The organism is Mesorhizobium sp. WSM4842 (assembly GCF_055901575.1).
Genome location: NZ_CM148372.1, coordinates 1000765 through 1020217, shown reverse-complemented (window position 1 = coordinate 1020217; position 19453 = coordinate 1000765). Strand labels below are relative to the sequence as shown.

Here is a 19453-nt window from a genome sequence, read left to right as displayed (position 1 = left end):
TGGGATCGGATGGCGATGGTCAGCGGCGCCGAAAAAACCGAAAAAGCAAAACGGGAAAAATACGCGACGCTGCTCGATCCGGCGCTGTGGGCCTATATCGACCGGGTCAACGCATGGTATCCGCCCGAAATCGACCTGCCGGTCGACAAGCAGCGGTCGGTCTACAACGCGATGTGCCGGGCGTTTCACGCGGGCACTCCCGCAGGCGTTGAAGCCAGCGACGGCACGGTTGTTGCCGGCGGCCACGCGATCCCGATCAGGCGCTACCAGCTGGCGGGCAAGGCGCCGCAGGCGCTGGTCGTCTATTATCACGGCGGCGGCTTTGTGCTTGGCGGCCTCGACAGCCATGACGACATCTGCGCCGAGATCTGCGCCGGCACCGGCTTTGCGGTCTTATCCGCCGACTACCGGCTGGCGCCCGAACATCTGCATCCGGCCGCCTTCGACGATGCGCTGGCGGTGTTCGAATGGGCGGCGACAAGCGGGCTGCCGGTTGTGCTGTGCGGCGAGAGCGCCGGCGGCAATCTTGCCGCCGCGGTCGCGCACGCGGCGCGCCGCCATCCTCGCCGCGCAATTGGCCAGGTGCTGGTCTACCCCGAGCTGGGCGGTGACGAGAGCGCCGGCTCCTATGTTGAGCACGCCGAGGCGCCGCTGCTCACCCTCAGCGACATCGAATTCTATCGCCAGGTCCGCTCCGGCAAGGCACAGTCGCCGGACGACCCGACCTTCCTGCCGCTGCACGACAGCGACTTCTCCGGCCTGCCGCCGACGGTCATCGTCACAGCGCAATGCGATCCGCTGTCATCGGACGGCGAGGCCTATCGCGACCGCATCCTTGCCGCCGGCGGCCGCGCCTGGTGGTACGAGGAGCAGCGCCTCGTGCACAGTTTCCTGCGCGCCCGCAAAACCGTGCCGCGGGCCGGCGAAGCGTTCACCCGCATCGTCGCCGCCATCGCCACGCTCGGCAAGGGCGACTGGTTGTAGGGAACCCGCGAAGGCCCCCTCATCCGGCCGCTTCGCGGCCACCTTCTCCCCGAGGGGAGAAGAGATCGCCCACGCCGGTGCCAGCCTCTTCTCCCCGCCGGGGAGAGAAGGTGGCCCGAAGGGCCGGATGAGGGGGCCTTACAAGCATCCCACTCTTCACCTCTGCGGAACAGCGCACAACAGCTGCGGAAACCCGAACACTTTCCCGCTAAATCCCACACTATCATTGCCCATGGACAAAGGCGCCCGGCGGCCGCATCCGCCCCCGCGACGCGGTCGACCGGGCGCCGGCAGGGAGGATTCGACGATGAAATTCATGTTGACCGACAGAGCGTTGCATCCGCAGGCCGAGCCCGTCGCCGACGGCTTCAAGAAGGGCGGCATGAACCGGCGCGAATATCTCGCCACCATGGCAGCACTTGGCGTCAGCGCCGCCGGCGCGCTGGCGCTTGGCGGCCTTGCGCCCTCCCCGGCCAGGGCGCAGGAGCCGAAGCGCGGCGGCGTCTTGCGCGTCGCCATGAACGTCAAGGGCTGGAAGGACCCGCGCACCTTCGACGGCGTCGAAATGTCCAACGTCGCCCGCCAGTGCAACGAATATCTGGTGCGCTGGAACCGCGATTTCACCTTCGAGCCGTGGCTGCTTGAGAGCTGGGAGACCAGTGATGACGCTCGCGTGCTCACGCTGCACGTCCGCAAGGGCATCACCTGGTCGAACGGCGACACTTTCAACGCCGACGACGTCGTCCACAACCTGATGCGCTGGTGCGATGCAAGCGTTGCCGGCAATTCGGTCGCCGAGCGCATGGGCGCGCTGGTCGACGCCGCCACCAAGAAACCGGTCGACGGCGGCATCGAGCGTGTCGACGACTTTACCGTCCGGCTCAATTTGCCGAAGCCCGACGTTTCGCTGATTGCCGGCATGACCGACTATCCGGCGCTGATCATGCATCGCAGCTACGATGGCGACGGCGATCCGCTGAAGGCGCTGGCGATCACCACAGGACCTTGCGAGCTGGTGGCATGGGACGCCGAAGTCGGCGCCGAGGTCCGCCGCAAGGACAAGCCGTGGTGGAAAGGCGACTTCTGGCTCGACGGCATCCAATGGGTCGACTACGGCTCCGATCCCAATGCGATGTTTTCGGCATTTGAATCGGGCGAGATCGACACCAACCACGAAACCGCCGCCGATACGGTTTCGCAAACCGATGCCATGGAGCTAAGCAATTCGGAGCTTGCCACCGGCTCGACCATCGTCGCGCGTTTCAACGTCGGCAATCCGCCCTATGACGACATCAGGGTGCGGCGCGCCGCCCAGCTCGCCGTCGACAACGCCGCAATCCTGAAGATCGGCATGGACGACCGCGGCAAGCCGGCCGAGAACCACCATGTCGGCCCGATGCACGCCGAATACGCCGATATTGGCCCGGCCGTCCGCAATATCGATCAAGCCAAGGCGCTGCTTGCCGAGGCCGGCAAATCCGACCACGAATACGACCTCATCTCCGTCGATGTCGACTGGCAGAAGAACACCGGCGACGCCATCGCCGCGCAGATGCGCGACGCCGGGCTGAAGGTCAAACGAACCGTGCTGCCGGCGGCGACGTTCTGGAACGACTGGAGCAAATATCCCTTCTCCTGCACCGAGTGGCTCGGCCGGCCGCTGGGCGTCCAGGTGCTGGCCCTGGCCTACAGATCCGGCGCCGCCTGGAACGAGACCGCCTACGCCAATCCAGAGTTCGACGCCTTGCTCGACAAGGCGCTGGCCACACCCGACGCCGGCGAGCGCCGCGAGATCATGGCCAAGATCGAGCAGAACCTGCGCGACTCCGGCATCATCATCCAGCCCTACTGGCGCTCGGTTTATCGGACGTTCCGCAAGGGCGTGCATGGCTGCGAGCAGCACCAGTCGCTGGAGCAGCATTTCGACAAGGTTTGGCTCGAGGCGTGAACGCGGGTGCCGTCCCTCCAGCCTCTCAAGACCTGGTTCTTCGCCCACGCGAAACGGGGGAGAGGTGGCCGCGAAGCGGCCGGAGAGGGGGCTTTCGTAGAGCGCGGTTCCCCCTCTCCGTCTCGGCTTCGCCGAGCCACCTCTCCCCCACTCTCGTGGGGGAGAGGAACCCAAGCTGGAATGAAGCCGCTTTCCCCCCAATCTCGGAGCATTGGCGATCATCGCGCCACACGGATCAGCGAGCGGCGCCCGATTTTGAAATCTCCTGTCCGAGGCGCACCGATTCCCGCACCAGCAAGTCCAGATCCTCGCGCCGGGTGCGGTGGTTGTTGATCGCCACCCTGAGGCAATGCTGGCCGTGCACCGTCGTATCCGAAAGGGCGGCGATGCCTTCTTCCTGCAGCCTCAGCATGATCTCGGTGTTGAGTGCCTTCTGCCGCTCTCCCGTCAGCCCGTCGCCGCGGTAGCGAAAACAGACGATGTTTATGCTCGGCGGCGCGACCAGTTCCAGCAGCGGCTCGGCCTCGATCAGCGTGCCGAGCGTGTGGCCCTGCGCGATGTTCTGGTCGATCAGGCGGCCGAACTTCTCAATACCGTGCTCCTTCAGCGCCATCCACACTTTCAGCGCCCTGAAACCGCGTGACGTCTGCAGGCCAAAATCATGCAGCCATTGTCCGGAGGCGAGGCCGCGCGGCGTCGATTCCAGATATTCCGGCGTCACCGCGAACGTATTGCGATGCGCCGAGGCATCTCGGATCAGCACGCAGCCGACCTCGAACGGAGCATGCAGCCATTTGTGCGGATCGAGCGCGATGGAGTGGGCCTGCTCGATGCCGGCAACGCGATGGGAATTTTCCGGCGCAATGGCGATGAGCGCGCCGATGCAGCCGTCGACATGGAACCAGAGGTCCTCTTGCGCCGCCAGCCTTGCAAGCGCCTGCAGATCGTCGATCGCTCCGGTGTTCACCGTGCCGGCCGTGCCGATCACGCAGGCCGGCCGAAAACCCGCCTTGCGGTCCTCGGCGATCGCCGCCCGCAAGGCGCCGATGTCAATCCGCAATCCGGCATCGGTCGGGATGCGGCGCAGCGCCCGATTGCCGAGGCCAAGCGCCTCCATCGCCTTGCGATGGCAGGAGTGAAGCTGATCCGAGCCATAGAAACGCAGCGGCTTCTCGATGGCGGCAACGCCATGCTCGCGCACGTCGATGCCTGCCCTAGCGTTGCGTGCCACGGTCAGCCCGATGATGTTGGCCATCGAGCCGCCGCTGACCAGCGTCCCGCTGGCCGATTGCGAAAAACCCATCATCTGCTTGCACCAGTCGACGACCTGGCTGTCCATCAGCGCGGCGGCATGGTTGCCGCCGCCGAGGTTGGAGCCCTGGACCGCCGCCAGGAAATCGCCGAGCGCCCCGGTGAAATTGCTCGACCCCATGTACCAGGACCAGAAGCGCGGATGGATGTTGCCCATGGGGTAGGCCATCACGTTCTCGACGACCTCGCCATAGACTTGGGCAAGCGGTTGAGGCGATTGCGGCAGGGGTGCCGCGAAGAAGCCTTTCACCTCCGCCGGCATGTCCTGCCACACCGGGCGTTCCCGGACATCGCGCAGATAGTCGATGGCATCGTCGACGATCCGGTGCGACAGCGCCTGCACATCGGCCCAGTCGACCGGATCGAGCGTTTCTTCGGCAACCGTACTGGCAGTGCCGACGGCCTTCAGCATGGCGTCCATCCGCGTTGCTCCCGATGCGCAATTATTCGGCCGGGAACTGGCAGCCAGGCGTCGAGCGCGACAGCGCGATCTCCTCCGCGTCCATCTCGGCTTCGATGCCGTCGAACAGCGGCGTCGTCATGTAGCGTTCGCCGGTGTCGGGAAGCATGCACAGGATCACCGAGCCGGGTGCAGCTTTTTCCGCGATCTGGCGTGCCACGGCAAAGGTCGCTCCGCCGGAGATGCCGGTGAAAATCCCTTCCTTTTGCGCCAGCGCCTTGGCCCATTTGATGCCCTCGGGCCCGGGAACAGGCACGACCTCGTCATAGAGGCTGGCGTCGACCGCCTCCTGCAGCACGTCCGGAATGAAATCCGGGGTCCAGCCCTGGATCGGGTGCGGCTCGAACGCCGGATGGCTGGCGGCGGGCGCGCCGTCGGCGCCGCGCTCCTGCGCCTTGCCGCTGCCGATGAGCTGGGCATTGGCCGGCTCGGCCAGCACGATCCGGATCTCCGGACGCTCCCGGCGCAGCACGCGCCCAACACCGACGACGGTGCCGCCGGTTCCATAGCCGGTGACGAAGCAGTCGAGCCGCGATCCGGCGAAGTCGTTGATGATCTCGCGCGCCGTCGTCGCCTCGTGAATGGCGGCATTGGCCTTGGTCTCGAACTGGCGGGCCAGGAACCAGCCATTGGCCTCGGCGAGTTCCACCGCCTTGTTGTACATGCCAAAACCCTTCTGGGCGCGCGGCGTCAGCACCACCTTGGCGCCCAGCATGCGCATCAGCTTGCGGCGCTCGATGGAGAAACTGTCGGCCATCGTCACCACCAGCGGATAACCCTTCTGCGCGCAGACCATGGCCAGCCCGATGCCGGTGTTGCCGCTGGTCGCCTCGACGACGGTCTGGCCCGGCTTCAAGGCGCCGCTGCGCTCGCCCTCCTCGATGATGTTGAGCGCCAGCCGGTCTTTCACCGACGCCGCCGGATTGAAGAACTCGGCCTTCACATAGATCGTCACATGATCGGGGCCGAGATTGTTGACCCTGATCACCGGCGTATCGCCGACAGTGTCGATAATGCTGTCGAACAGGCGGCCGCGCCCGGCCGTGGTTCTGATTTTCTGTCGCTGCAACATGTCTGCTCTCCTCTTTTTGTTGTTGTCACGAGTTATTGTTGACACGAGCCGGTTACAAACCGGCGGTTTGGGCGGCGAGGTTTCGAGACCTTGCCGCAGTACGGTTGCTTTGCCGGCATGTGGCCCGGAAAAGGGCGATGCCAGCAGCCGGCGCGGAAATTCGTTGCCGGATGCACTCTATCGCTTTCGATGGTAGAACAGAGGACAACTGGCCAGCGTGGGAGCAAGCGTGGAAATGCACGTGGAATCCGCTCGATCGAGCCTGAACGGCGCAACGGCCGGGCTGTCCGTGCGGCTGCTCGGACCGCTGACGATCATCCGCGACGGCGCCACAGTGCAGCTGCCGGCATCGCGCAAGGTGCGCGCGCTCTTCGCCTATCTGGCGCTCGCGCCGCATGCCGTCGGCCGCAGCCGCCTGTGCGAGCTGCTGTGGGATGTGCCGAATGACCCGCGGAGCGAGCTTCGCTGGTGCCTTAGCAAGCTCAGGGGCATTCTCGACGAACCGGATCGCCATAGGATCGAAACATCAGGCGACACGATCGCCCTTGATCTAGAAGGCGTTTGCGTTGACGCCGTTGACATCGCCTCGGCCACCGCCAAGGGCATCGAGACGCTCGATCTGCAGCGGCTGCAGGCCCTGTCCGGAATGTTCGTTGGCGATTTCCTCGACGGGCTGGAGATCGACCGCAGCCCGCATTTCAACAGCTGGCTGATCGCTCAGCGCCGCCGCTTCAGCGCCTGGCATGCCGCCATCCTGGAACATCTCGTCAGCAAGCTCCCGGCGGATGCCGACGAAATGTCCGCGCATCTGGAGAAATGGGTGGAACTCGCTCCGTTCGACGAGCGTGCGCATCTGGCTCTTCTGACAAGGCTGGCGCAGCGCGGTCAGATCGCCGCGTGCGAGGAACATCTCGCTTCTGCGGCGCAGCTGTTTGCCTCGGAGGATCTGGATTTTGGATCCGTTCGTGAGGCATGGCAGGCGATCCGCGGCGAACGTCCGACCGCGACGCTCTGGGCGCGACCGGCACTCGTGCCCGTGGTCCCGCAAGCGGAAATTATGCTCCCCGATTCCGGTGTTGCTGCATCGTGCAAGGCCTCGCTCGCGATAATGCCGTTTGTCGAGGAAGCGGCTGTCGACGACCCTCGCGGCTGCCCCTCTCGCGGTGGCCCCTCTCGCGGTGGATTGGCCGACGGCCTGACCCACGACATTATCACCCGCCTGGCCAAGCTCAGGGACTTCTTCGTCATCGCCCGCGGTTCCGTCTTTGCGCTGGCCGAAAAAAACATCGCGCCGGAAGACGCTGGTCGGCGGCTGAACGTCGATTATGTGACCACCGGGACGGTGCGCAGCCAGCCAGGCCGAGTCGTGGTCAGCGTCGAACTGGTCGAGGTGCGCACGGCCAGGATCGTCTGGGCCGAGACGTTCGAACGCAAGCCCGACGATATCTTTGCCGTCCTCGACGATATCGGCAACAGCATTGTCTCGTCGATCTCTGCCGAGATCGAGATGGTCGAGCGCAACCGCGCCATGCTGAAAGCCCCCAGCTCGCTGAATGCCTGGGAGGCCTATCACCGCGGTCTCTGGCACATGTATCGCTTCACCCGCACGGAAAACGAACAGGCCCGCCATTTCTTCGACATGGCGCTGAAGCTGGATCCGACCTTCGCCCGCGCCTATGCCGGCCTGTCCTTCACCCATTGGCAAAACGCCTTTCAGCGCTGGGGAGACCGCGACCAGGAAAGCGCGCTCGCCTTCGAGGCCGCCGGCCAAAGTCTTTTGGTCGACGATCACAATCCGGCCGCGCATTGGGCCATGGGCAGGGCTCTGTGGCTGCGCGGCGAGCAAGATGGCTCCCTCATCGAGCTGGAACGGGCTGTGGATCTCAGCCCGAACTTTGCGCTCGGCACTACGCGCTTTCGTTTGTACACTCGCAGTCGGGTGACCCAAAAGCGGCGATCGGTTCATCCGATCACTCGCGCCATCTGAGCCCATTCGATCCGCTGCTGTTCGGCATGCTCGGCGCTCGGGCGATGGCGCATGTCCGCCTCGGCCAGTTCGACGAGGCCGCCGAATGGGCGCTGAAGGCAGCCGCCCGTCCCAACGCCCATGCCATCATCCTGGCGATCGCAGCCCACTGCCTTGCGCTGGCGGGGCGGCTTGACGAAGCGCGAAATTTTTCCTCCGCGCTGCGCAAGACGCTGCCGAACTACTGTGCCGATGATTTCATCGGCACCTTCCGCTTCGAGCCGGACGCCGCAGCCCTGTTCCGGCAAGGCGCCAAGCGGATTGGGCTGGGGTGATCCAACCCAGCCCGGGCCTGCTTCAAGCTGTCATGACCGCGATCCTCGCCGGCCGACAACCGAACAAAAGCCCGGCAATCGGCCAAGAAAATCGACCAAGAAAGCCGCGTTCGTTGCAACTATATGCCGAGCATGGTCTTGGCTTGGTTGAGGGCAGCCTCCGACCCTGCATGATCACCGGCGGCGTGCAATTTCTCGCCTTGGGCGCGCAGTTCTTTGACTTTGGTCATGTCGGCCTCGGAGAGGGTCGCGGTCGGTAACGCTGCGTCGATCGCGGCCATGATGGTCGGGCATTTATTTGCAAAGGCTGTCGCAGGAATGACCGCCAGGAAAACCGCAAGCGAAATTGATCGTAACATGGACGTTTCTCCCTTGCCGGAACACGCCGCATCGATGACCGGCCTAGGAATGGTACAGCCAATGCCCGAATGTGCCAATGACGATGATGGCGCTGGTTTGAGGCAAGCTGCGGTCGGCCGGGCTTTTCTCGGGGTTTCTGAACCCTTCACCACAGCTGGTCGCCACCGACATCGTCACGCCCGAAACCGACGCCAGGTTCGCGGCAATCGTCAGATCGTCGCAAAATTCCTCGGCCAGAGCGGATCAGGTGGGCTGAACGGATTTGACATTGCCGTCCGTATCGACAAGGCAGCTTGTCTTTTTGCCGCTGGCATCGAGTTCGACCTGATAGGTTTTGGAATCGAGCTTGCTCGATGAAACCGGAAGTATTTTGGTGCTATCGGCGCCGCTCGCCTTGGCGACCGCATCGGCGCAAAGCAGCTGAAGGTCCGCCGGGGCCGTTTCGACCTGGGTCCTGGACATCTGGTCCTGAGGAGGCGGCGGCGGCGCGCTGACGCAAGCGCTCAAGGGCCCCACCAGGAATCCAATTGCTATTGCCCGGATCGAAGTTCTCACTGCACGTTTTGCCGACATTGCTTGTCCCTCTCCGAATGCCGCTTCACACACCCCGCCTTCACACACCCTTGTAAAGTGCCGCCCCCTGCATGAGAACGATGACCTTGGCCCCAACCTTGACGCGGGATGCGAGATCGGTGATGTCGTCGTTCCTCATCCGGATGCACCCTGATGACACGTCGAGCCCGATCGTCCACGGCTCCGGGGTGCCGTGAATCCGATAGATCGTGTCCTGGTCACGCTCATACAGATAGAGCGCCCTGGCGCCGAGCGGGTTGTCAGGCCCTCCCGGCATGCCTCCCGCATGTTTGACCGCATTCGGATCACGAGCGATCATTTCGGCCGGCGGTGTCCAGGTCGGCCATTCCGCCATGCGGCCGACGCGCACGATGCCGGCCCATCCAAACCCTTCCCGGCCCACCCCGATACCGTAGCGCATGGCCCGCTGACCCGGCTGCACAAGGTAGAGAAAATGCTGGTTGCCATCGATGATGATTGTACCCGGCACTTCCGCGGTGCGGAACTTGACCATCTGCGGGCGAAACGCCTCTGGCACTTCATTATGCGCGGCATAGTATTTGCGCGCCTTGGTACGGTCGTAGTCCACCCATTTGCGGGTTTTCGGATCGAAAACCTGTGTTCCCGCAGCCAGCGCCGCCACCGCGACAAGACCGAACGCTACCGCGACAATTGCCGTAAGGGATTTCCGCTGGAGAGCGGCGCGTCCCGCGATCATCAGCTTTCCGGTCATGGATTTGCCCACCCGTGCACCCGAGCGCCCTGCGCGGCAACCCATTGTTTGGCGTATTCGTAAGGATCCTGACGCTCCACCTGGAGCGCATAACTCATCTTCGTGACGTCCTCGGGCTTGAGGTCGACCTGTTCCAGGAACTCGACCACCTTCGGATGTTTCTTGCGCAGCGAGGTGGCGTAAGCGATATGGAAATGCGCGGTATCCCATGACACCGGCGCGCTGGACTTCGAGACCCAGAGCGGGTCCTCGGAAGGCAGCACGATCTTCCACTTTGCCGGGTCAAAAGGCGGCTCGGTTAGCCGGACAATGTCGTGCAGTTTAAACACGTGATGCGGCGCATAGCAGGCAAACACCATCGGATGAGCCGTGGCAACCGCGGCATCGACAGCCGCCATTCCGACATCCTCCGGCGTCTCCAGCAATGTCATTGTCTTGGCATAGCCATAGCTGTTGGCGCGGACACGCTCGATCGCTGTGGAGGACCAACCCTCAGCGCCAATCCAGAGTTCCCCACGTCCGTCCCGATCAGTGTCCAACGCGGCGGTTTTGCGACGGTCGGTGAGGTCCGAAATGTCACGAATCCCAAACTTGTCGGCAGTTTCGCGGGTAGCGCATATGCCTTGCCATGCCGGCACACCGATGGGACTGATGGCTACCGTGCCGGCACCGTCGACATACTTCTTCACCAGATTGTCGAGATTGGGCAGCCAGATTTCGGGATGAATATCCACCTCGCCCGAATCGAGGCCGGCAAAGGCGATAAGAGTCCCCATCTCGCGCACATCGGCATCGAGCCCGAAATGTTCCTTCAGGCTGACCTTGAGAATGTTTGCCGTCGCCTGGCCCGACGGCCAGTTCGGCATCGCAATGACGAGATCAGCCGCGTGGACCGGGGCCGCCAGCATCGTCAATGCGGCCAGCGACATTCTGCGCAGGCACTGCCGAAATCGGTTGTGCATTTTCTTCCCCCTCGCTTCGGTGCTGAAACTAACCGGGACGGGAACAATCTGTCACGGCAAGCACCGGGATGTGACACCAGCCCCCATCTGCCGACGGCAACTGCTGAAGGTGCGGCAGTGCATTCGCCAAAGAGAGCGCCGTCACATGCCGCCCCAGCACGCTACGCGATGACATTCCGTATGGGAAGATGCTCAAAACGCGGCCGCCAATGTTTAGGATGTCCGCGGTGGCGGTCAAGGCCGCCGAGAATCCGAGATGGTCAATACCAGTGAAATGATGCAGGTTCTTCTGGACCACGTGGCAAGCAGGCCGCTAAGTAGACGCAGCTTCCTGGTTTCAGCATATGCACCCTCTTAGGTAATACGAATTGAAAATTGCGCCCTCATGTTTCAAAACAGGTCGGTAGATTCGCGAGGATGGTTTCGTGCGGGTCACCGACGGTCCTCAAGCCGAGAATTCTAAAAGACTTTCAACAATGACCCAGCACGCACAAAATGCTCGAATTCTCATGTACAGCCACGACACGTTCGGGCTCGGCCACTTGCAGCGCTGCCGGACGATCGCGCATTCGCTGGTTGAGGATTTCCGCGGACTTCAGGTGCTTATCATTTCGGGTGCGACTATCGCTGGCGCCTTCGACTACCGCGCCCGTGTCGACTTCGTGAAGATACCCAGCGTCATCAAGTTGCGCAACGGCGAATACACCTCGCTGGAAAAGGATATCGATCTGCATGAGACGCTAAGGATGCGCCAGTCGATCATCCGCCACACAGCCGAGACCTTCCGGCCGGATATCTTCATCGTCGACAAGGAACCGCTCGGCCTGCGCGGTGAGATCGAGGACACGCTGTCCTACCTCAAGACGCGGGGCACCACGCTCGTGCTTGGCCTGCGCGAGGTGATGGACGCGCCGCATCTGCTCGAAGCAGAGTGGGCACGCAGGGATGTGATGCGCAAGATAGGCCTGTTCTACGACAAGATCTGGGCCTATGGTCCGCCGGATTTCTACGATCCGTTGACCGGCTTGGATGTGCCGCCGGCTATCAGAGCAAAGATGAAGTTCGTCGGTTTCCTGCAACGGAGCCTGCAGAAGAACGAGTTGCCCGGCCACCGGCCCGAGGGCGACTATATCCTCGTTACCACCGGTGGCGGCGGTGACGGCGCCGATCTGATCCACAGCGTCATCGATGCCTATCAGCAGGATCCGCAATTGCAGCATAGGGCGTTGATCGTGCTTGGGCCTTACATGCCGGCGCGCAAGCGCAACAAGCTGCTCAAGAAGGGGTCCAAGATCCCCTATATCAAGATCATCGAGTTCGACAACCGCATGGAAGAGCTGATTGCCGGCGCCAAGGCGGTAGTGGCGATGGGCGGTTACAACACCTATTGCGAGATACTGTCTTTCGACAAGCCGGCGCTGATCGTGCCGCGCGTCAAGCCCCGCGAGGAACAACTGATCCGAGCACGGCGCGCAGCCGAACTCGGCCTCATTGAGATGCTTTTGCCGGAAGAAGCCGAGGATTCCCAGCGGTTTGCCAATGCACTGGAGGTGCTGCCGGACCGGCCCGGCCCATCGCAGAGCCATCCGCATCTGACGCTGGAAGGGCTGCCTCACATTTCCGAAATCGTCGCGGAACTGCTCGACCGGCGGGGCGGCCATCACCTTTCGGTCATTGAAGGCATCAACTGAGTTGCAACATCGCAAGATCGTCGTGGTTCTGAAGGGCTATCCGCGGCTGTCGGAAACCTTCATCGCGCAGGAACTGCTCGGTCTGGAGCGTGCGGGGTTCGACCTGATACTGGTCTCGCTCAGGCGGCCGACCGACGCAAAACGCCACCCCGTGCATGACGAGATCAAAGCGCCCGTCCATTATCTGCCGGAATATCTGCATGAAGAGCCGCTGCGCGTGGTTCGCTCGCTGTTTGCTTATCTGCTGCGGCCGGGCTTCTGGCGCGCGCTCGGATCGCTGGCTACCGATATCCGCCGCGACTTTACGCGCAATCGCGCGCGCCGCTTCGGGCAAGCGCTCGTGCTGGCGGCCGAATGGCCGGAAGGCGCGAGCTGGCTGCATGCACATTTCGCACACACACCGGCATCGGTGACGCGCTATGCCAGCCAGCTTCGTGGCCTGCCCTGGAGCTGCTCGGCCCATGCCAAGGACATCTGGACTTCGGCGGACTGGGATCTGGCTGGCAAGCTTTCCTCGGCGCGCTGGACGGTCACTTGCACGAAAGCCGGCTTCGACCGTCTGAAAAAACTCGCTAACGGCAACTCGTCTGTGCATCTGAGCTATCATGGGCTAGACCTTGATCGCTTCGGCGGTTTCGGCGAGGCGCGAAAACAGCATGACGGCTCGGCGCCGGCCGAACCGGTTATCGTTCTGAGTGTCGGGCGCGCCGTTGAAAAGAAAGGTTACGATACCTTGCTGGAGGCCCTTGCCCTCTTGCCTGGTGATTTGGCGTGGCGTTTCGAGCATATCGGCGGCGGCGAGGAACTGGAACGGTTCAAGGCGCTGGCGCAAAAGCTCGGCCTGGATGGTCGCGTCTCTTGGAAAGGCGCGCTTGCGCAGGAGGAGGTGCTTGAGCACTACCGCTGTGCCGATATCTTCGCCCTGGCCTGCAGGATCGCCGCAAATGGCGACCGGGACGGTCTGCCGAATGTTCTGGTGGAGGCGGCTAGCCAGCGGCTTGCCTGCGTATCGACCGATATTTCCGGCGTGCCGGAGCTTTTATCGCCGGATGAAACCGGGCTGCTGGTTCCGACGGAAGACCCAATTGCCCTGGCACAGGCGCTGGAGCGCCTGATCCGTGATCCCGTGTTGCGCGCCCGCCTCGGCGACGCCGCAGAGCGGCGCGTGCGCGGCAATTTCGATCATATGGCGAGCATTGGACAGCTCAAAGAACTGTTCGAGCGGGAGTGGCAGGCTGCCGAATGAAGCGGCTGCGCGCTTTCTTCTATGTCCAGCACCTGCTCGGTATCGGCCATCTCGCGCGCGCTAGCCGCATTGCGGCGGCTCTGGTCGATGACGGGTTTGACGTAACCGTCGTGACCGGCGGAGCGCCGATCGCGGGGTTTCCGGGACTGGGTGTAAAATCTGTAACCCTGCCACCTGTCACCTCCGGTGATGAAGGATTTTCCGGACTTGTCGACCTGCAGGGCAAACCCATCGACGATGATTTCAAGAAATGGCGTTCAGAGATGCTGCTCCAGGCATTCCGGGATTTCAGGCCTGATATCGTCATTGTCGAGGCGTTTCCATTTGGACGCCGGCAGATGCGTTTCGAACTCCTGCCGCTGATCGAGGCCATCGACGCGATGTCGCCCAGACCGCTGCTGGCGACGTCCGTCCGTGATATCCTTCAGGAGCGCGTCAAGCCGGGCCGGAACGAGGAAACGGTCGATCTGATCAACAGCCATTTCGACCTTGTTATGGTCCACGGCGATCCGGCTTTCGCAACCATCGACAAGACATTTCCACTGGCTGGGGCGATCAGGGCCGAGGTCACCTACACAGGGCTCGTTGCCGCGCCGCCGCCGCCCGCGGCCTCCGAGCGCTTCGACGTTCTGGTGTCGGTTGGCGGCGGGGCTGCCGGAAAGAGCCTTGTCAGCTCCACCATCGCAGCGGCGCGGAATGCCAACAACGCTTGGAAATGGTGTTTGATCACCGGCCCAAACCTGCCGAAAGACGAGTTTGACGCGATCGCACGCGATGCCTCGCCGGTCCTGTCCATCTTCCGGTTCCGCGAGGATTTCGCCAGCCTGCTGACCGGCGCCCGCCTGTCAGTCTCGCAGGCGGGTTACAACACGGTCTGCGATGTCCTGCGCGCGGGTTGTCGCTCTCTGCTCGTTCCATTTGCAGGCGGCGGGGAAACCGAACAGACGGTTCGCACCCTGATGCTCGAAGAACTCGATCTTGCAACGGTGCTGATGGAAAAGGACCTAACGCCTGAAGGTTTGGCGCAAGCGATCGAACAGGCGCTTGTGGGACCGACGCCAGCCGCGCATCGTCTCGATCTGGAAGGCGCGCGTCGCTCGGCGCAAATCCTGCGCGAGCGGTATCGAACATGGTCCCTAAAAAGTGGGGCCCGGTTTCGGAAAAGTTCATGATCAAACAGACGATAGATCCTAACGCGCGTCGCGTCTGGCGAGATTCGTGCGACGCGCTACGCGCTTTTGGGCGAAACGCATTAAACAGTTCCAATCAGCATGAAGCGCGTATAATTTTTTGTTGGCAGTTCGCCGGAGAACCGCACCTCCCGTAGCGCCGCCATTGCTTCGAAGGCTGCAAGTGAAGCCACGCAGTTGATGTGCGTCGGCTCGCTGAAATAATCGTTCGATTGCAGCAGTACAGTCGTGCCCCGCGGAAGCAGAGCAAGCCAGGCGCGCAGATCGGCTATGTGTTCGCAGCTCGTATTGACCACCAGGTCGGGCCGCCCGGCCGCATAGTCGAGTGCGTACATATCTGCCGTCAGCGCCCGGAACCGGTCGCCGGCTTCCCGGTTGAGGGTTCGGGCGACCGGCGCGACTTCGGGATCGATGTCGATGCTATCGACCGCCGCGATGTCGAAGCGGGCGTCGTCGAAAAGCATCGCCGGCAATACGCCGTACCATCCGCCCAGAACCCATATGCGCCCGAACCGGCCGCCGCAGCTTTCGAACAGCCTGTCGAGCGCCCACATCTTGCAGGCGACCTGCTTGTGGTTGAAGGCGTTGGCGATATCGGCCTTCGGATGCTTGGTGATGACGCGGGCCAGCCCTGCCACCACCGGGCAGTTGACATAGGCAGCAATTCCCCGCGTGAGGTCCAAGGCTTGCTCGTGCCATTCCAGGCCGGCATTGCGTGGTTGCGTGACATCCATCATATTGGTCTTGTATGTTGGGATTTCGGGCGACACAACGCAATCTTGCCTCCCGCAAGGCTGTTTAATTCGCGGACGTGATTATGCTGCAAGCGGCTTCGCCATTGCCCGGTGCCGGAGAGAGCCTGTTGCATCTGTCCGGACCATCGGCGTCCATCCGCCAGCACCAGCGGCGCAGCGGCGGCCTCGTGCTGCTCTTCTATTCGCCAAAACACTGCGGAAGCCGCGAACCGTTTGGCCAGCTGCTTTCTTCGCTGATCAACAATGCCTATGACGTTATCATCGACCATGCGCCGGAACTGGATCGCGCCGCCTCGCAGGTTCCTTCCATCGTTGAGCGCAGGACAATCTCCGTGCGCTGCAGCTTCGAGCTTGTCGTTGGCGACGAAGAAATTGCCGATACGCCATTGGCCAGCAGGTGCTTTTACATCCTGCATCCCTCCAACTGAGGGGTCCATATGGAACCCAGCATAGCCCGCTATATCTGGACGCACACCAAGAAGCAGCAGCTCTGGATATTGATGATCGTCGTGCTTTCGATGATCCCGTATTTCATGTCCTTCGACCTGCCGAAGCTGATCGTCAACGGCCCGATCCAAGGTAGCGGCTTCGAGCAACCGGGCGCGACCCAGCCATTCATGAGGCTACACTATAACCTGCCGTTCATCGGAGAGGTCCAGTTCTTCTCCGGTTTTCAGCTCGACCGCAAGGCGACGCTGTTTGCCCTGAGCCTTGTGTTCCTCTTGCTAGTCGTCATCAACGGCCTGTTCAAACTCTACATCAACACCTACAAGGGCCGCCTCGGCGAACGCATGCTGCGGCGTATCCGCTTCGATCTGATCGATCGTGTGCTGCGGTTTCCGCCGTTTTACTTCAAGCGGGTGAAATCCGCCGAAGTGGCGACCATGGTGAAGGACGAGGTGGAGCCGCTGGGCGGCTTCATCGGCGATGCCTTCGTGCAGCCGGTGCTGCTCGGCGGCCAGGCGCTGACGGCCATGCTGTTCATCGTGGTCCAGAACTTCTGGCTCGGAATGATAGCGGCCGTGATCGTGGTGATCCAGATCGCGCTCATCCCGCGAATGCGGCGGCGGCTGATCGTGCTCGGGCGCGAACGGCAGTTGACGGCGCGCGCGCTTTCGGGCCGGGTTGGCGAAATCGTCGACGGCATCGGCGCGGTTCACGTCCACGACACATCAAACTACGAGCGCGCCGACATAGCTGCCCGGCTCGGGCTCATCTTTAAGATCCGCTTCGATCTTTACCAATGGAAATTCATGGTGAAGTTCCTCAACAATTTTCTCGCGCAGGTCACGCCCTTTCTGTTTTACATGATCGGCGGGTATCTGGTCATCCAGGGGCGGCTGGACGTCGGTCAGCTCGTGGCCGTGATCGGCGCCTACAAGGATCTGCCCGGACCGATGAAAGAACTGATCGACTGGGATCAGGCGCGGCAGGATATCCAGGTCAAATATCAGCAGGTTGTTGAACAGTTCACCGCCGAGGGTCTCATTGCGCCGAGAATCGGGGCATTGACGATCGACGATCCCGATCCGATGACCAACCCCCTGTCGGCGATCAGTCTGTCCATAGCAGACGATGGCGGTGCAATGCTCCTCGACCGTATCTCCCTCCAGATCAAGCCGGGTGAGACGGTGGCGCTGGTCAGTACCGCAACAGGTGGAGCCGAGGCGCTTGCAGAAGCCTTCGCGCGGCTGAACTGGCCGGACAGCGGAAGGATCGCTTCGGGCGCCGACGACCTGCTTGAACTCCCCGAAGCAGTGACCGGCCGGCGCATGTCCTATGCCTCGTCGGATGTTTTCCTGTTCCAGGCAAGTCTCCGCGATAACCTGCTCTATGGGTTGAAGCATGCGCCGCTGACATCGGTGCCTTATGACGGTGCTGCAGCAGACCAGCACCGCTGGAACATCAACGAGGCGCGCCGGTCGGGCAATCCGGATTTTGATATCCACAGCGACTGGATCAACTATGCTTCCGCTGGCGCTACCGGCCCGCACGACCTCTTTGAAGCCGTGCGCCGGGTGCTCGACGCGGTTGTTCTATCGCGCGACATTCTGGATCTTGGCTTGCGCTCTTCGGCCGACCTCACGCGTCACACGGAGCTTGCCAGGCGGATCGTCGAACTGCGTGCGGCGCTGCGAACCCGGCTGGAACACGAAGGGCTGAGCGAACTGGTGGTTCCTTTCGAACCGGGAGCCTACAACAAGGAAGCAACGATCGGCCAAAACCTGCTCTTCGGCGCTGCCGCCGGCCCCGAACTGGCCGACAGGGCTCTAGCGGCCAATCCCTATTTTGCTTCTGTGCTGAGGCAAGCCGGCCTCGACCGCACGCTCTACGAAATGGGCATGGAGATCGCCGAACAGGCGATCGAGCTGTTTGCCGACCTGCCGCCCGATCACCCGTTCTTCCAGCAGCTCGCCTTCATGAGCGCCGAGGAGATACCCACCTACGAAACCTTGCTGCAACGGCTCAAGAACCGTCCCCACGAGGCAGTTTCGGAGAACGACCGCGCCATGATCGTCACCTTGAGCTTTGCCTATATCGAGCCCCGGCACCGCTTCGGCCTGCTGAGCGACGAGCTGATGAGCAAGATCGTCGCTGCACGCAACCGCTTCTATGAAAACCTGCCGCCCGAGCTGCAAAATGCGATCGAACGGTATGATCCTGCCAAATACATTGCCGCGGCCACCGTCATGGATAATGTCCTGTTCGGGCGTGTGGGCAACAACCATCCCGACGCGCCGGACCGCATACGCTCCATCGTCTATGACATTCTTGACGAACTGGGGCTTTATGCCGAACTTCTGGATGTCGGCCTGGACTTCAACGTCGGCTCCGGCGGCAGGCGGCTGACCGGTGGACAGCGACAGAAGCTGGATGTTGCCCGGGCCCTGCTCAAGCGTCCTGATTTTCTCATTCTCAACCGGCCGCTGTCGGCGCTCGACCAGCGCATGCAGGATAAGGTGCTGCGAAACGTGCTCGAGGAAGCCAGGCGCGACGACCATTCGCCGGCAATTGTGTGGGTCGTGACGAATCCGGCGATGGGGATGATGTTCGATCGCGTTATCGTCTTCGACTCGGGTAAATTGGTGGAAGACGGAACACCCGAGACACTTTTGGCAGGGAACGGTATCTTCAAGGAACTGTTGTCATAGGGCAACGGACATTCAGATGGGATCATTCTGCCGGTGGGAATTTACTGCAAGGTCAAGGGATTCGGCGAAGGGCGTCTCGCCACCCCGGAAACAGAATTCATTTCATCTGGGCGTCCGTTGCTCTAGTCTGGCAAACGCGAATTTTGGGAAGGTTTGCGACAATGCTGCTCAAGGATGAAGTTGCAATGCTGCAACGCGTTCCCTTGTTCTCTGCCATCGAGCCGACAAAGCTCAAGCTGCTTGCGTTCACATCCGATCGTGTGAGCTACAGCGCCGGTCAAATCCTTTTCCGGCAGGGCGACGAGGGAGACGCCGCCTATGTCATCCTTTCAGGCAGGGCGGATATTCTGGTCGATTCCGACAGCGGACCGATAAAAGTTGCCGAACTGGAGCCAAATTCGATTGTTGGCGAGATCGCCATATTGTGCAACAGCTCCCGCACTGCCACCGTAAGAGCGGCAAGTCCGCTGGAAGCCTTGAGAATCCGCAAGGATCATTTCCTGAGGCTTATGAGGGAGTTCCCGGAAATGACCATCGAGATATTGCGGGTTCTTGCCGATCGCCTAAGCCATACGACCGCGGATCTGATCGACGCACGAAGCGCCAAATAACGTATGACGTGCGCTCGATCCTCGCCGTCGTGATGGGACTGTCCTCTTGCTGAGAAGGTCACCCGGAGAAAGCCTGTCTCGCCTAGCAGCGGTTGTTTGGCTAG

The 19453-nt window shown here is 62.2% G+C and carries 15 protein-coding genes and 1 pseudogene; 10 read left to right on the top strand and 6 right to left on the bottom strand.

What is annotated here, in order from left to right; genetic code table 11:
- Window positions 1-9 precede the first annotated feature (9 nt).
- Both AC0NIE_RS04740 and AC0NIE_RS04735 read left to right on the top strand, forming a co-directional pair.
- Window positions 10-984 (top strand): alpha/beta hydrolase, encoded by a 975-nt coding sequence (locus AC0NIE_RS04740; protein WP_473485779.1) that lies wholly within the window; start codon window positions 10-12, stop codon window positions 982-984.
- A 307-nt stretch (window positions 985-1291) separates the two neighbouring features.
- Entirely contained in the window at window positions 1292-2932 is a 1641-nt protein-coding gene (locus AC0NIE_RS04735; protein WP_473485778.1) for an ABC transporter substrate-binding protein, read from the top strand.
- A 235-nt stretch (window positions 2933-3167) separates the two neighbouring features.
- Here AC0NIE_RS04735 and AC0NIE_RS04730 read toward each other — a convergent pair whose 3' ends face one another.
- On the bottom strand, window positions 3168-4655 hold the full coding sequence (locus AC0NIE_RS04730; protein ID WP_473485825.1) for a pyridoxal phosphate-dependent decarboxylase family protein: 1488 nt from the start codon (window positions 4653-4655) through the stop codon (window positions 3168-3170).
- 31 nt (window positions 4656-4686) lie between these two features.
- Window positions 4687-5775 (bottom strand): cysteine synthase A, encoded by a 1089-nt coding sequence (gene cysK / locus AC0NIE_RS04725; protein WP_473485777.1) that lies wholly within the window; start codon window positions 5773-5775, stop codon window positions 4687-4689.
- Window positions 5776-6010: 235 nt separating this feature from the next.
- Between cysK and AC0NIE_RS04720 the strand changes: the two are divergent.
- Window positions 6011-8076: pseudogene (locus AC0NIE_RS04720) on the top strand (BTAD domain-containing putative transcriptional regulator).
- A 119-nt stretch (window positions 8077-8195) separates the two neighbouring features.
- Here the strand turns inward: AC0NIE_RS04720 and AC0NIE_RS04715 are convergent.
- The gene (locus AC0NIE_RS04715) at window positions 8196-8435 is read right to left on the bottom strand and encodes a hypothetical protein (RefSeq protein ID WP_473485776.1); all 240 of its coding nucleotides are present in this window, start codon (window positions 8433-8435) and stop codon (window positions 8196-8198) included.
- Here AC0NIE_RS04715 and AC0NIE_RS04710 point away from each other — a divergent pair.
- Window positions 8356-8793: a hypothetical protein gene (locus AC0NIE_RS04710; RefSeq protein WP_473485830.1), complete on the top strand. Its 438-nt coding sequence runs from the start codon at window positions 8356-8358 to the stop codon at window positions 8791-8793. The two genes, AC0NIE_RS04715 and AC0NIE_RS04710, sit on opposite strands and share 80 nt — an antisense overlap.
- A 256-nt stretch (window positions 8794-9049) precedes the next feature.
- Here the strand turns inward: AC0NIE_RS04710 and AC0NIE_RS04705 are convergent, their stop codons facing one another.
- Both AC0NIE_RS04705 and AC0NIE_RS04700 read right to left on the bottom strand, forming a co-directional pair.
- Window positions 9050-9742, bottom strand: a complete 693-nt coding sequence (locus AC0NIE_RS04705) for a L,D-transpeptidase (protein ID WP_123148682.1) — start codon at window positions 9740-9742, stop codon at window positions 9050-9052.
- Complete coding sequence (locus AC0NIE_RS04700; RefSeq protein ID WP_473485775.1) at window positions 9739-10704, bottom strand: ABC transporter substrate-binding protein; 966 nt, start codon at window positions 10702-10704, stop codon at window positions 9739-9741. Before AC0NIE_RS04700 ends, AC0NIE_RS04705 begins: the two co-directional genes overlap by 4 nt.
- A gap of 476 nt (window positions 10705-11180) precedes the next feature.
- Here AC0NIE_RS04700 and AC0NIE_RS04695 point away from each other — a divergent pair, with 476 nt between their 5' ends.
- The 3 genes from AC0NIE_RS04695 to AC0NIE_RS04685 are packed head-to-tail and all read left to right on the top strand — an operon-like array spanning window position 11181 to window position 14813.
- The gene (locus AC0NIE_RS04695) at window positions 11181-12395 is read left to right on the top strand and encodes a glycosyltransferase family protein (protein ID WP_473485774.1); all 1215 of its coding nucleotides are present in this window, start codon (window positions 11181-11183) and stop codon (window positions 12393-12395) included.
- Between the two features lies 1 nt (window position 12396).
- Complete coding sequence (locus AC0NIE_RS04690) at window positions 12397-13641, top strand: glycosyltransferase (RefSeq protein ID WP_473485773.1); 1245 nt, start codon at window positions 12397-12399, stop codon at window positions 13639-13641.
- Complete coding sequence (locus tag AC0NIE_RS04685) at window positions 13638-14813, top strand: glycosyltransferase family protein (RefSeq protein WP_473485772.1); 1176 nt, start codon at window positions 13638-13640, stop codon at window positions 14811-14813. The genes AC0NIE_RS04690 and AC0NIE_RS04685 overlap by 4 nt, the downstream gene beginning before the upstream one ends.
- 80 nt (window positions 14814-14893) lie before the next feature.
- Here AC0NIE_RS04685 and AC0NIE_RS04680 read toward each other — a convergent pair whose 3' ends face one another.
- Window positions 14894-15565, bottom strand: a complete 672-nt coding sequence (locus tag AC0NIE_RS04680) for a methyltransferase domain-containing protein (protein ID WP_473485824.1) — start codon at window positions 15563-15565, stop codon at window positions 14894-14896.
- A gap of 83 nt (window positions 15566-15648) precedes the next feature.
- Here AC0NIE_RS04680 and AC0NIE_RS04675 point away from each other — a divergent pair, with 83 nt between their 5' ends.
- The 3 genes from AC0NIE_RS04675 (at window position 15649) to AC0NIE_RS04665 (ending at window position 19349) form a co-directional block, all read left to right on the top strand.
- Window positions 15649-16014 carry a hypothetical protein gene (locus AC0NIE_RS04675; protein ID WP_474046056.1) on the top strand — a complete coding sequence of 122 codons (366 nt, stop codon included), beginning with the start codon at window positions 15649-15651 and terminating at the stop codon, window positions 16012-16014.
- 9 nt (window positions 16015-16023) lie between these two features.
- Complete coding sequence (locus AC0NIE_RS04670; protein WP_473485770.1) at window positions 16024-18738, top strand: ABC transporter transmembrane domain-containing protein; 2715 nt, start codon at window positions 16024-16026, stop codon at window positions 18736-18738.
- 161 nt (window positions 18739-18899) lie between these two features.
- Complete coding sequence (locus tag AC0NIE_RS04665; protein ID WP_123148675.1) at window positions 18900-19349, top strand: cyclic nucleotide-binding domain-containing protein; 450 nt, start codon at window positions 18900-18902, stop codon at window positions 19347-19349.
- The last annotated feature ends 104 nt before the right edge of the window (window positions 19350-19453 follow it).

Coding starts and splice junctions, on each gene's coding strand:
- AC0NIE_RS04670 (WP_473485770.1), top strand. CDS start 16,024: ATGGAACCCAGCATAGCCCGCTATATCTGGACGCACACCAAGAAGCAG.
- cysK (WP_473485777.1), bottom strand. CDS start 5,775: ATGTTGCAGCGACAGAAAATCAGAACCACGGCCGGGCGCGGCCGCCTG.
- AC0NIE_RS04680 (WP_473485824.1), bottom strand. CDS start 15,565: ATGGATGTCACGCAACCACGCAATGCCGGCCTGGAATGGCACGAGCAA.
- AC0NIE_RS04685 (WP_473485772.1), top strand. CDS start 13,638: ATGAAGCGGCTGCGCGCTTTCTTCTATGTCCAGCACCTGCTCGGTATC.
- AC0NIE_RS04705 (WP_123148682.1), bottom strand. CDS start 9,742: ATGACCGGAAAGCTGATGATCGCGGGACGCGCCGCTCTCCAGCGGAAA.
- AC0NIE_RS04710 (WP_473485830.1), top strand. CDS start 8,356: ATGATGGTCGGGCATTTATTTGCAAAGGCTGTCGCAGGAATGACCGCC.
- AC0NIE_RS04735 (WP_473485778.1), top strand. CDS start 1,292: ATGAAATTCATGTTGACCGACAGAGCGTTGCATCCGCAGGCCGAGCCC.
- AC0NIE_RS04675 (WP_474046056.1), top strand. CDS start 15,649: ATGCTGCAAGCGGCTTCGCCATTGCCCGGTGCCGGAGAGAGCCTGTTG.
- AC0NIE_RS04740 (WP_473485779.1), top strand. CDS start 10: ATGGCGATGGTCAGCGGCGCCGAAAAAACCGAAAAAGCAAAACGGGAA.
- AC0NIE_RS04730 (WP_473485825.1), bottom strand. CDS start 4,655: ATGCTGAAGGCCGTCGGCACTGCCAGTACGGTTGCCGAAGAAACGCTC.
- AC0NIE_RS04695 (WP_473485774.1), top strand. CDS start 11,181: ATGACCCAGCACGCACAAAATGCTCGAATTCTCATGTACAGCCACGAC.
- AC0NIE_RS04665 (WP_123148675.1), top strand. CDS start 18,900: ATGCTGCTCAAGGATGAAGTTGCAATGCTGCAACGCGTTCCCTTGTTC.
- AC0NIE_RS04700 (WP_473485775.1), bottom strand. CDS start 10,704: ATGCACAACCGATTTCGGCAGTGCCTGCGCAGAATGTCGCTGGCCGCA.
- AC0NIE_RS04715 (WP_473485776.1), bottom strand. CDS start 8,435: ATGTTACGATCAATTTCGCTTGCGGTTTTCCTGGCGGTCATTCCTGCG.